This window comes from Kosmotoga pacifica (assembly GCF_001027025.1).
Classification (GTDB): Bacteria; Thermotogota; Thermotogae; order Petrotogales; family Kosmotogaceae; genus Kosmotoga_B; species Kosmotoga_B pacifica.
In genome coordinates this window covers 1,455,654-1,467,071 of sequence record NZ_CP011232.1, presented here as the reverse complement: position 1 = coordinate 1,467,071, position 11,418 = coordinate 1,455,654, and the positions used below count along the sequence as shown (strand labels likewise).

Sequence of the window (11,418 nt, the reverse complement as noted above, 5' to 3'; positions counted from 1 at the left end):
TTCAACCTCCGAAGAGGGCGATTATGAGAACGATTAAAGCCAGTGGTGATAAGATCTTCCAAAAGAAATTCAACATTTTCTCTATGGTCACCCTCGGATTCACGTTTTTCATGACTATGAGTAGTATCAGCGTCAGAAAATAAAAGAGAACATTCAATAACAGACCACTGAATCCTTTCTTAACTCCAAAGAAGAGTACACTCAAAAACAACGGATACACGAAGAATTCCATGCCCTTAGTCAATTTCCAGATCCCGAGCAATACCCCTGAATACTCTATTTCAACGCCTCCGGCGATTTCTGTTTCCGCTTCGGGCAGGTCAAAGGGCTGAAGGGCAAGCTTGGCTTGAATACACAACAATCCCAGAATGTATGCCACAATACCGGAAAAGGAAGCGATAGCTGGATTGTCAAACAAGCCTCCGAGCCTGAAAGAGAAGCCGGATTTCGCCACAGGTACGAGCACCACCATGATGAACACGAGTTCATCGGATAGTAACATCTTCAGTTCTCTGGAAGCGCCTATGGCGGCATAGACATTTGCCGAGGCAGAAGCTCCAAGGAATATTGCGGTAGAGATTAACGAACTAAGATAAAGTAACAGAATAAGATCCCCCGCGATTTCTGTTTTCAGGAACACCGCTCCACCGAGAACTGTCGCGAAACTCACAATAGAAGCGAAAGCGATCATAGGAGCTATTGTATACATGAGGCTTGCAGAGTCTTCCGGTACTATACTTTCTTTACCCATTAATTTGAAAAAGTCCACGAAGTTCTGATACCAGGGTGGACCTACTCTGTGTTGAAAGAGAGCACTGAGCTTCCTTTCAATCCACCACGCTATCATCCCACAAAAGAGCGAAAAGACCAGCCCGGGAAATAAAAGAGTGTAAACAGCTATCAAAGAACTTTCCCCTCCTTGTACCTCCAGTGGTGTGTTTTGACGGCCAGATGCTTCCCCACAAAGAACAACCCACCGGCAGGATTTTCTTCATCGAGCTCTATTAGTAAAACCTCTCCGCCTTTCGAAGTTTTCACACAGAGAGGGACATATTCAGGGTCAGTCGTTCTTTGAGCGATACAGTAATCACAATGGTCCGAAACGAAGTTTATTGTCTCGGGGAAAAGGGTACCAAAGGGACACGCGAGGACACATGATTTGCATCCAACACAGCGAAGGTTATACCTTTTAACGGTGCCATCCGGTTGCCTTTCAAGAGCGTCCCGGGGGCAGGCTTTTACACAGTGGGAGTCAGGGCATTGACGGCAATATAGAGCAAACTCAGCGATCTCTACCAGTGAGAGGAGTCCGTTGTTACTACTATGGTATAGATATTCGCATTGTACAGACGAAGCTGATTTCGACAGAAGTTTGTCCACATCTATCAACAATCTCTTCATGCCCAGATCGCCTCCGGGTTTTCAAACTGGTCATATGTGAAAACCGGACCGTCTTTGCATACGAAGTAATGCTCTATAGTACAATGTCTGCAAAGCCCTATGCCGCAATACATCTTGCTTTCCATTGATAGATAGAGGTTTGAAGGCTTGATGCCCTTTTCAAGAAGGGTTAGAGACGTGAATTTCATCATGATGGGCGGACCACAGACCGCTGCTACCGTACTGTCAGGGTCAATGCTTAATGGTTTTAAGAGGGTGGTCACGACTCCTACATTTCCCGACCAGTTCTGTCCTTCGGGAACCCTGTCCACGGACAGGTGCAACTCGACCCCATCGATGGAAGCCCATTCTTTTAACTGTTCTTTATATATCAGGTCTTCCGGCGATCTAGCACCAAAACAGGCTGTAATACCATTGTATTTGTTCAGATCATGTACCAGCGTAAGGAACAGAGATCTGAGAGGGGCGAGTCCAACACCACCTCCGACGATGAGAATATGTTTCCCTTCAAAGTCTTCGAGGGGATAGCCATTACCATACGGTCCTCTCAAGATTACTTCCGCTCCTTCTTTGGCTTCATGGATCTTACTCGTCATATAACCGACTTTCATGATTGTTATCTCAATGGGGTTCTTTGTGTAATGCGAACAAGAAGGTGTGAAAGGCCCTTCCCCCACGCCGGGTAAACCAACCTCGACAAATTGTCCGGTCTTAAACTCAAACTCACCTCCACAATCGAGGATAAAGGTTTTGATTGTCGGGGATTCCGTGATCACCTTCAATAGCTTCGTACGGATCGATTGAAATGCGTTCACCATGATCATCACCACTACTTTTCAATTGCAAGTTTTCGCGTTGTGGTTCTAATATCAATGCCCGCTGGGCAAACATCTATACAGCGTCCACAACCTGTACAGGCGCTGATTCTGAACTGCCTGACTGTGTAAGTAAATTTGCAGGCATATCTATGGTTGAAACGTTCATACAATGCATCCCTGGGGTTACCACCACCCGCCACGCGCGCATAGCCCTTGAGCTGGCAGGCATCCCACGCCCTCACTTTTGAAAAATGAGCCTCTCTGCTTTCATCACTCAGCAGGAAACAGTAGCAGGTAGGACAGACAAAATTGCATCCGCCGCATTCTATGCAAGAATCTACCGCTTCTCTGGAAACTTTGAGCTTTCTTTCCCGTACATGTGAAGAAACTGACCAGCCGCTGTTCAGACGCATGAGTTCTTCTCTGATGGATTCCCTGTTTTTTTCTATCACCCAATCAATACCTGGAGTTTCTTCAAGCACCCTGTAATGTTTTGAAAAGTCCTCTAATAAAGCCTTCCCTTTTTCAGAATTTTCTCTTAGCACGAACATGCCGCCAACTTCGGAAACTGCCAGATCACAAACACCCTCCGGATATGGCTCATACCCCTGCAAAACGCAGTGGCAGCTTTCTTTTATCTCCCCGCAGTCAATTCCAATTAAAAGCGTATGTTCTCGGACTTCAAGGTAATGCGGGTCAGGATAATCACCCAGCAATGCCCTGTCGAGAAAATCTATAGCTTGAAGGTCACAGTTATTCACCCCAAAGATGATGGTTTCAACGGGTTCGACGATATTCAACACATCAGTTCTTGCTGGAAACAATAGCAACTTTATCGGGTCGACAGGCCTGAACCCTCCCACGGAAATATCTCTTTTATTCTCTTCGGTAAGCACCTCGAGAAAATATTCTCTATCGTGCTTGATGGGGATATATACGTTTTTTCCAGTTTCGAGTAAATAGTCCATAAACTCTTCAGGATAGCAAAGCATGCTTATCGCCCCTTAGTGATTATTTTCACATGAAATCGCAAAATAACTCTCATCACCCTTAAAAAGAGATACATCAATCTTCTTCAGGTTCCATATATTGATAGTGCTTGTAAGCTTCTTCAATAAGCGAGTTCCTTGAATCGAAAGTGATCAGGTGTCCTTTACAGCCTTTCCTTGGACAAAAATGCACAAATCCGCCTTTTTCCAGTTCCAGTTTCACGGTCTTTGTCGAGCACTCAGGACAAACAACATCTCCAATAAGAGAATGCCCGCAATGGGGACAAAAGAACTCCGCGATCTCCCCATCAGGTATTTCAAATGTCATTGTATAGCTATAGCTTCCATAAACAGCGCTCATCCATATAGTCCCGTGATAATCACCATGGGAGACATTTAACTGAATGCTCGGATGATCATCGATTAATTCTTTTGAATTCATGAGATTTTTAAAACAATGCGGGCATTTCACATGTAAGGCAAACATTTCTTTTCCCCCTGATGGAAAATAATACGGACCTGTATTGTAAGGCGGGAAAGACGGTGTAAGTCACCGGGAAAATTGGGAGTTTAACACATCAGCAATAATTGCTGGGACAAAATTATGATAGCAGATTTGTTCAAAATTTAACAAGAGTATCATAGAGATATAAATTAAGATAAAAAAACAATCACCAGGGGGGTTAAATAATGCGTAAAATATTTAAAAGGTTATATTAAGTATTCTTTAATTGCGTTGAGGACTCTACGCATAGTGGCTTCATCTTTTGTTTCGAGGGTGTGCAGATGTACACCTCCGGAGAGTTCAAGAAGCGGTACAGCGTTCGATGCTTTTAAGCGTCCTATAAATCTTACGATATCCTCCTCACTTTCAATATCGAGGATACCCCGTATTTCCCCATACACAGGGTGTTCAACGATGACATCAAGGATTTTGCCGCCAGCTTTTACAATAGCGAGGAGTTCTTGATAAATCTCTTCTTCTGAATGTTTTACAGCGACGAGCTTTTTAACTGACTCCGATTCCCGGGCTAGAAGGTATCCTTTGGGAGAAGAAACGATTCTATGACCTTTAGCTCGCAGACTAGCGATGTATTGTACGATCATCTGCCTGCTAACATTCAGTTTTTCCGAAAGCATATTGCCTGTAACAGGTAACTGTGAATTCTTCAGTATCTGCAAAACATGATCTTCCTTGCTCATAATACCACCTCATATAAATTATAACAGTATGATATTTCAACAGATGGAAATTGCTGATGTATAATTTAAACAGGTGGTGATAAAATGTTGTTTCTTGGAAAGAAGGAAATTCTGATTATCGAACTTTTTAAAAAACACCTTGACGCTGTGGAAGAAACCTTAGAAGCTCTGAAAGAGTTCATTTTCGCACTGAAAGAAAACGATTCCAAAAAACTGGAAGAACTGTATAACGAGGTTCACATCAGGGAAACGAACGCTGACAGTATTCGACGAAAGATGGAATCGGAAATGTATCAGGGAGCTTTCTTACCGAACTTTAGAGGAGATTTGCTGGGGCTTGTTGAGAGCTTCGATCGAATCGCAAACAATGCAGAGAGTATCTCTGACCAAATATCTCTCCAGAAAATGGACATTCCAGAGACTCTTCATGCTGAGATCGTGAAGCAATTGGAATTATCGCACGAAACTTTTAAAGTCGTCAAGAAAGCCGCTGAAGCCATGTTTGAGGATCTTGAAAAAGCTGGTGAATACGTCATCGAGACGGAAAAACTTGAACATAAAGAGGATATATTCGAGAGAGAACTCATCAAAAAGATATATTCCAAAGAACTCCCTCTGGCTGAAAAAATGCAATTGAGAGAGCTCGTGATGCACATAGGTAACCTCGCAGACCTTTCGGAGGATTGCTCGGATAGAATAGAAATAGTTATCCTGAAAAGAAGGGTTTGATCTGCGTAAGTATCGAGTGACTAGTGGCGAGTTACGAGATTTTCCGGCTTCGCCGGGCTATGCTGGGTTTCACCCAGGTTTTGCGTGACTTCGTCACGGCTTTGCACTCCTGCAGAATGACTATGCACCTTCGGTGGTAAGAGAAAAAATTGCTAAGAATCACTGCGCGATTGCCATGAATTCCTGCGGAGTTGTCTATGAGAATAAGTATATAGGGTATGGGGTTGAGTTTTCTCTAAACCCTAACAACTAGGCACTAAACCCCGAGTCTTTTACCCTAGACCTGTTTTTCTTATAGCTGCTATATTTCTTTCATACTTTTTGTTTTCGCAATCTATCCCAGTAGATAATGTACAATATTCCCGGGATAAGGATAAGCAGATTTATTCCGTAGGGAGCAATGAGATAGTTGAGGTTTTCAGATAAGGGCCAATGAATTAGAAAGATTACGAAGTTAGCAACACTGAAAACAATGGCCATTAAGCCACCTGCGAATACCCATTTCCATGCTAATATGAGACCAAAAATACTTACCATGATTAAAATAGGTGGGATGTTTTCTATGAAAGGATAATTTTCCGCTAGATTCGGATCTGCTACTCCCGTTGTTAAATATTGGATAGCATAACCAAGAAATATAAATAGACCAAATGCTATGACAACTGTTGACCAGATTCTTGTTATCAGGAGCAATCTTTTTGCTTTTTTCTGTTCAAGCTCACCGTTGCTTTCCATAACATCATCTCCACAGATTAGTTGAAGACAAACTAAAATTTCGTCCTCAACTATGATTCTATCACCTCTTTCATTAAATTAGCACAAGTGTTTTGGGGTATAGAGTCTTAGATAAAGGGTTTAGAGGAAGCTATACTCATAATCTCATACCCCATACCCAGTTTCTAGGCTACGCACAAGAAACAATTTACCTCCAGCGCAAGCTGGGCGCACCCCTGCGAAGTATGCTTACCAGCATTGTCTTCTCTCTCGTAACTCGTCACTCGGTTTTTATAGACACTCCATCAGCTTTTGTCCCATCAATAGTCGCTTTTTATCAACCGCATAGCGGTTCAAGACAACCACGCAGTGGTTCATAGCAATCGCGCAGCGATTCCAGGCTTTTACAAAAGCATTTCCATTACTCTATCCAAATAGTCAGTAATCTGGCCCATGCCGAAATTTCTGGCCCAGCGGTTGAGTTCTTTTCCATTATGAAAAACGATGACTGTCGGGACTGTGAATACGGTGAACTCTCCGGAAACTTCGGGGTTCTCCAACATGTTTATGGAATAGAACTTCCACTCGGGGTAGTCTTCTTCGATCCCCTGGAGTTTTTTCTGTACGGCTGTACATACACCACACGTGGGCGTAAACACTTCGATTAACACGAGGCCCTCGTTCATTTCATTCTTAAGTTCTAAAAAGGATACTTCCTTCATAAGATCCCCTTTCGTGAGGTATTCAACAGTGATTATATCAACTCTTTTCGTGTTAGACTTTTCAACAAGGTGAATCACTGGAGGAGATGCGTTGAGGGAAGCGGCTGTTATCGTTCCGGTCATTACCATCGAAGGTGAGCCGTATTTGATCCTAACGAGGCGCTCCAGAAAGCTGAAGAGCCATCCCGGTCAGATCAGTTTTCCCGGAGGCATTCGAGACAATGGAGAAGAATTATGGGAAACGGCACTGAGGGAGATGGAAGAGGAAATCGGAGTGGACCGTGATAGCGTGTTGTTTGTACACTGCCTGGAAATGACAGAAACACTCATGTCAAGAATCGAAGTCCATCCCTTTCTCGCCCTCCTTTCCAGGAGAGTTTTCAGACTCAACAAAGAGGAAGTGGAAGAACTCATCTTCGTGGAACTTTCACTGTTTCAACGAACGAAAGAGGAGGTCATAAGGCTCCCCTCAGGAGAGGAGACCATAAAATACAGACTCCCCGGACTAGTAGTCTGGGGAGCCACTGCGAGAATTATCGACAGTTCTTTGGAAAAGATTTTGGATATACTTCTAAATACCGGCTACATCGATTTCATCAACGATGACTGACGGTGAGAAAACTGCCGATGAATCAACCGACATTATTGGCATGCCGTAAGCAGTATCATTAGCACAGCATCTTATGTTTTTAAACACTTTTAAAATATTGCCTGAGACAGTTATGCCTTCAATTCCACCAACAATTTTCCCTCTTTCCACTTTGAAGCCTCTCGCGCCAAGAGAAAAGTCGCCTGATACAGAATTTGCACCGGAGTGGAGACCATCAAGCTCAATAACTACAAGTCCATCCCACAGCTCTTCGAGGAGCTCTTCAAAGCTTCTTTTACCAGGTTTTATTATGAGGTTGAAATAAGAAATGCCGGTGGGGGCTTTATAACCCCAGAGTTTCACAGCATTCCCTGTGGAATCAACATTATCTTTCTTTGCAGTTTTCAGGTCGTAAAGGTAGGTTTTCAATATACCTTCTTCCACCAGAAGTTTCTTCTTAGTGGGGACACCCTGATCGTCGAAGTACCTATTTACAGGACTACTTTCAAAGAAAGGATCGTCTATAAAGGTAAATGCTTCAGATCCGATCCTCTCTCCAAGTTTGTCTTTAAGCAAAGAAAGACCTTTTTGGACATTTTCAGCTGAGAACATATCTGAAAAAGCGCTCATAAACGAAGCGAAGGCGTCATTTCTGAAGATTACGTTGTATTTTCCGCTCTTCACAGGTGAGGAGTTCATCAGCACTTTGAGATCGGAAACTATCCTGTCAGAAAGGGCTTCTATATCCAGATCTCCTATTTCTTTACCCACAAGAGCATTAAAGGAACTTTTGGGGTTTTCACCGTTGCTCGCTAATCCCATTGCAAAAACATGGCCGCCATCGTTTTTAGAGTAAAGATCTAACCCTCTTGAATTGGCGATATAAATTTCTTCAACACGGAATCCAAGGTTGTTATAGGGCACCATTGTGATGTGCTTGTCCCGGTTCTTCAAACCTTCCTCAAGTTTGATAACCTTTTCAATGAGTTCCGACTGGGAAAGCTTCTCGAACTCACCACGGTAGAAGTTCCTGCTGTTATAATTTCCAGAGCCATCATAAAGGAAATCCTCATATTCGGATTCTATGATTTTCAAATTCTCCATTGCTTCATCAACAAGCAGCTGGGCTGCTTCAACAGAAAAAACTTCAGTGAAAGAACTCCCTACCTTGCCTTGCTCTATGAGTTTAAAACTCGCACCGAGGAGATTGGCATTTTTGTAATTTTCAAGATTTCCTTTTTGTGCACTTACTTCGAATTCGCGCTTCACTTCAAGGTAAAGCTCAAAGTCCTTTAGTCCCTTTTTGCTAGCGTAATCGAAAACCTTTTCCTTAAACTCTTTTAGATTCATTTATTTCGCCCCCCGACAACCAATTCTGAAACTCTTATTGTGGGCTGACCAACATCGGCCGTTATACTCCCAGAACTGGAGCCACATATACCCTGTGCCCGGGCGAGATCGTTTCCCACCATGTCAATTTTCCAGAGAACCTCAGAACCTTTTCCGATCAATTTGGCACCTCGAACTGGTTTAGTAATCCTACCCTTTTCAATGAGATAGCCTTCACGCACTGAGAAATTGAATTCCCCTGTTCCAGGAATGACCGATCCCCCACCCATGGATTTCGCATAAAGGCCGTACTCAGTGCTGGCAATGATCTCTTCAGGATAGTATTCGCCCGGAAGTATGAAAGTATTGCTCATTCTCGATGTCGGAGCATAGCGATAATCCTGGCGTCGGGCACTGCCCGTACTCTCCATGTCCATTTTTCTCCCATTGAACTTGTCCACAAGATAGCTCTTTAGAATGCCATTTTCAATGAGTACATTCCTGCGGGTAGGAGTACCTTCATCATCGATGTTCGCAGATCCCCAGGCATTGGGAATTGTCCCGTCGTCAACAGCAGACACACAATCAGCAGCGACCTTTTGGCCAAGCTTCCCGGCAAAGACCGAAGCCCCCTTGGCAACAGAGGTAGCTTCAAGAGCATGTCCACAGGCTTCATGAAAGATCACACCTCCAAATCCATTTGAAATGACAACAGGCATTTTCCCCGCAGGTGCATATTCTGCATCAATCATCCTCACAGCAATGCGAGCTGCCTTTTGACCTGCTTCATAAACATCGAAGGTGTTATAGAACTCAAATCCCATAGCCGCTCCTGGACCGTAGAAACCTGTCTCTTTTTCACCAGGTTTCGTCGCGACAGCCTCGATCATCAGTCTAGTTCGGAGCCTTCGGTCAAAAGTCTTCAATCCTTCTGAGTTGTATATCCAGACTCTCTGATCGTAATCAAAGTAGTTTACCAATACCTGAGTAATAAGCTTTGAAACATTTCTTGCGCCTTCGGAAGCCATTTTCATTATCTTTACTTTATCAGCTTTGTTGACAGAAGCCGGTTCCAAGATAAAAAGATGGCGATTTTCGTTTTTTCTCTCTTCAAAGCTCATTCGCACATTTCTCTTTGGTCTTGAATTTAATATATCACCAATTCCCTCTACAACAGCCATAAGAGCGTTTTCAGTTAACTCGTTCGTATAAGCGTATATGCTTCGAACTCCTATCGTGGCCCTAACACCCACGCCAAAGGATTTACCAGACAAAGCTGTTTCAACCTTGCCACCGGTCATTGAGATGTTGTTTGAATTTCTCTCTTCAACAAATATATCGGCAAACTCTGCACCCTTTTTAAGGAGTTCTACAAGCATGGCTTCTATTATATGTTCTGCTATCATCCTCTCCCTCCTTGAAAAAAAACCGGGAGGAAACCCTCCCGGCACGCGTTCAATTAGATTCAAATATTATTTCTCTTAAGAAAATCATCGATGACCTGTTCGAGTGTAGGTTCACCTATTTCCTGAAGTTCATAGGTTACCCTGATAGCCGGTTTGTTGATCTTGATAACTCTCCTCAGGTCTATGGGGGTTCCGATGATCACCAGGTCGGCGTCAGCGTTGTTTATTGTTTCTTCCAGCTCTTTCATCTGTTTTTCGCCGTATCCCATAGCCGGCAGTATCTGATCGAGGTGGTTGTATTTCTTGTATGTGTCGACGATTGAACCGACGGCGTAGGGCCTCGGGTCGATGATCTCAGCTGCCCCATATTTCTTCGCGGCAACCCAGCCGGCGCCATATCTCATCTCACCGTGGGTCAGAGTGGGACCATCTTCGACAACGAGTACCTTCTTGCCCTTTATCGCCGCACTGTCCTCCACTGTTAGAGGGGAAGCAGCATCGACGATGATGGCGTTGGGGTTATACTTTGCGATGTTCTGTCTCACTTTTTCAATTCCTTCAGGATAGGCTGTCTCTTCCTTATTAATGACGATAACATCAGCCATGACAAGGTTGGCCATTCCGGGGTAATAGCTAATCTCGTGTCCCGGTCTGTGAGGGTCAACAACTGTTATGTAAAGGTCGCTCTTATAGAAAGAGAAGTCATTATTTCCACCGTCCCAGAGGATCACATCAACGTCTTCCTTCTCGGCTTCTCTGAGAATGGCTTCGTAGTCAACACCAGCATAAATGATGGAACCTCTGTCGATATGAGGTTCATATTCCTCGCGCTCTTCGATGGTACATTCGTGCTTGTCGAGGTCGGAGTAATCAGCGAATCTCTGGACCTTCTGTTTTACAAGGTCGCCGTAAGGCATGGGGTGCCTTATGGAAACGACTTTCTTACCCTTCGCCCTGAGGATGTCGAGTACCCTTCTCGTTGTCTGGCTCTTTCCACAGCCTGTTCTAATAGCACACACAGAAATAACGGGTTTTGTGGACTTTATCATCGTTTCTTTAGGGCCGAGTAACATGAAGTCGGCACCTGCCGCGAGGACGATTTCCGCCCTCTCCATAACGTACTGATGAGGAAGGTCGCTGTAAGCCAGAACGACGTGATCAACGTTGTACTCCTTTATCAGTTCAGGCAGTTTTTCCTCTGAATATATCGGGATCCCATTCGGATAGAGTTCCCCGGCCAATTCAGCGGGATATTTCTTGTCCTCGATCCCCGGGATCTGGGTTGCCGTAAAGGCAATTACTTCATAGTTCGGGTTGTTCCTGAAATAAGTGTTGAAGTTGTGAAAGTCTCTTCCGGCAGCACCCATGATTATGACTCTCTTCTTAGCCACTAAATTCACCTCCATATAAATTTTCAGTTATCGGAAAGATTTTAACAGCCTTTGTAAAAAGCTTCAAAAACGACCTGAGTCAGGCAGACCTGATGAGGGGAAAAGATGTCCATGAAAACTTTTTATA

At 43.9% G+C, this 11,418-nt stretch carries 13 protein-coding genes; 2 read left to right on the top strand and 11 right to left on the bottom strand.

Going from position 1 to position 11,418, the window contains the following annotated elements; translation table 11 throughout:
• Position 1: 1 nt before the first annotated feature.
• From IX53_RS06770 to IX53_RS06745, 6 genes are all read right to left on the bottom strand, one after another.
• Entirely contained in the window at positions 2 to 904 is a 903-nt protein-coding gene (locus tag IX53_RS06770) for a complex I subunit 1 family protein (protein WP_047754702.1), read from the bottom strand.
• Positions 901 to 1,401: a 4Fe-4S dicluster domain-containing protein gene (locus tag IX53_RS06765; RefSeq protein ID WP_047754701.1), complete on the bottom strand. Its 501-nt coding sequence runs from the start codon at positions 1,399 to 1,401 to the stop codon at positions 901 to 903. The genes IX53_RS06770 and IX53_RS06765 overlap by 4 nt, the downstream gene beginning before the upstream one ends.
• The gene (locus IX53_RS06760; RefSeq protein ID WP_082128510.1) at positions 1,398 to 2,219 is read right to left on the bottom strand and encodes an FAD/NAD(P)-binding protein; all 822 of its coding nucleotides are present in this window, start codon (positions 2,217 to 2,219) and stop codon (positions 1,398 to 1,400) included. Before IX53_RS06760 ends, IX53_RS06765 begins: the two co-directional genes overlap by 4 nt.
• Before the next feature lie 11 nt (positions 2,220 to 2,230).
• A complete protein-coding gene (locus IX53_RS06755) occupies positions 2,231 to 3,211 on the bottom strand; it encodes a 4Fe-4S dicluster domain-containing protein (protein WP_047754700.1) in 981 nt (326 codons plus the stop codon).
• 73 nt (positions 3,212 to 3,284) lie between these two features.
• On the bottom strand, positions 3,285 to 3,695 hold the full coding sequence (locus tag IX53_RS06750; protein ID WP_047754699.1) for a hypothetical protein: 411 nt from the start codon (positions 3,693 to 3,695) through the stop codon (positions 3,285 to 3,287).
• 224 nt (positions 3,696 to 3,919) lie between these two features.
• Entirely contained in the window at positions 3,920 to 4,411 is a 492-nt protein-coding gene (locus tag IX53_RS06745; protein WP_047754698.1) for a transcription repressor NadR, read from the bottom strand.
• Positions 4,412 to 4,495: 84 nt separating this feature from the next.
• On the opposite strand from IX53_RS06745, the gene IX53_RS06740 reads away from it, so the two are divergent.
• The gene (locus tag IX53_RS06740) at positions 4,496 to 5,140 is read left to right on the top strand and encodes a TIGR00153 family protein (RefSeq protein ID WP_047754697.1); all 645 of its coding nucleotides are present in this window, start codon (positions 4,496 to 4,498) and stop codon (positions 5,138 to 5,140) included.
• Between the two features lie 312 nt (positions 5,141 to 5,452).
• Here IX53_RS06740 and IX53_RS06735 read toward each other — a convergent pair whose 3' ends face one another.
• Positions 5,453 to 5,875 (bottom strand): DUF7670 domain-containing protein, encoded by a 423-nt coding sequence (locus IX53_RS06735; protein ID WP_047754696.1) that lies wholly within the window; start codon positions 5,873 to 5,875, stop codon positions 5,453 to 5,455.
• A gap of 383 nt (positions 5,876 to 6,258) precedes the next feature.
• The gene (locus IX53_RS06730) at positions 6,259 to 6,654 is read right to left on the bottom strand and encodes a thioredoxin family protein (RefSeq protein WP_169746206.1); all 396 of its coding nucleotides are present in this window, start codon (positions 6,652 to 6,654) and stop codon (positions 6,259 to 6,261) included.
• Between the two features lie 13 nt (positions 6,655 to 6,667).
• Here IX53_RS06730 and IX53_RS06725 point away from each other — a divergent pair, with 13 nt between their 5' ends.
• The gene (locus IX53_RS06725) at positions 6,668 to 7,186 is read left to right on the top strand and encodes an NUDIX hydrolase (RefSeq protein ID WP_053001230.1); all 519 of its coding nucleotides are present in this window, start codon (positions 6,668 to 6,670) and stop codon (positions 7,184 to 7,186) included.
• Here the strand turns inward: IX53_RS06725 and IX53_RS06720 are convergent.
• From IX53_RS06720 to IX53_RS06710, 3 genes are read right to left on the bottom strand one after another with little or no spacing between them, the layout of a single operon-like run.
• Positions 7,148 to 8,515, bottom strand: a complete 1,368-nt coding sequence (locus IX53_RS06720; protein WP_047754694.1) for a TldD/PmbA family protein — start codon at positions 8,513 to 8,515, stop codon at positions 7,148 to 7,150. The two genes, IX53_RS06725 and IX53_RS06720, sit on opposite strands and share 39 nt — an antisense overlap.
• A complete protein-coding gene (locus IX53_RS06715) occupies positions 8,512 to 9,900 on the bottom strand; it encodes a TldD/PmbA family protein (RefSeq protein ID WP_047754693.1) in 1,389 nt (462 codons plus the stop codon). Before IX53_RS06715 ends, IX53_RS06720 begins: the two co-directional genes overlap by 4 nt.
• Before the next feature lie 59 nt (positions 9,901 to 9,959).
• The gene (locus IX53_RS06710; protein WP_047754692.1) at positions 9,960 to 11,306 is read right to left on the bottom strand and encodes a cyclic 2,3-diphosphoglycerate synthase; all 1,347 of its coding nucleotides are present in this window, start codon (positions 11,304 to 11,306) and stop codon (positions 9,960 to 9,962) included.
• Positions 11,307 to 11,418 lie beyond the last annotated feature (112 nt).

Bases quoted from the DNA above. Each gene is read 5' to 3' on its own strand.
- IX53_RS06720 (WP_047754694.1), bottom strand. From the start codon at position 8,515: ATGAATCTAAAAGAGTTTAAGGAAAAGGTTTTCGATTACGCTAGCAAA.
- IX53_RS06765 (WP_047754701.1), bottom strand. From the start codon at position 1,401: ATGAAGAGATTGTTGATAGATGTGGACAAACTTCTGTCGAAATCAGCT.
- IX53_RS06710 (WP_047754692.1), bottom strand. From the start codon at position 11,306: ATGGAGGTGAATTTAGTGGCTAAGAAGAGAGTCATAATCATGGGTGCT.
- IX53_RS06745 (WP_047754698.1), bottom strand. From the start codon at position 4,411: ATGAGCAAGGAAGATCATGTTTTGCAGATACTGAAGAATTCACAGTTA.
- IX53_RS06755 (WP_047754700.1), bottom strand. From the start codon at position 3,211: ATGCTTTGCTATCCTGAAGAGTTTATGGACTATTTACTCGAAACTGGA.
- IX53_RS06740 (WP_047754697.1), top strand. From the start codon at position 4,496: ATGTTGTTTCTTGGAAAGAAGGAAATTCTGATTATCGAACTTTTTAAA.
- IX53_RS06715 (WP_047754693.1), bottom strand. From the start codon at position 9,900: ATGATAGCAGAACATATAATAGAAGCCATGCTTGTAGAACTCCTTAAA.
- IX53_RS06735 (WP_047754696.1), bottom strand. From the start codon at position 5,875: ATGGAAAGCAACGGTGAGCTTGAACAGAAAAAAGCAAAAAGATTGCTC.
- IX53_RS06760 (WP_082128510.1), bottom strand. From the start codon at position 2,219: ATGGTGAACGCATTTCAATCGATCCGTACGAAGCTATTGAAGGTGATC.
- IX53_RS06750 (WP_047754699.1), bottom strand. From the start codon at position 3,695: ATGTTTGCCTTACATGTGAAATGCCCGCATTGTTTTAAAAATCTCATG.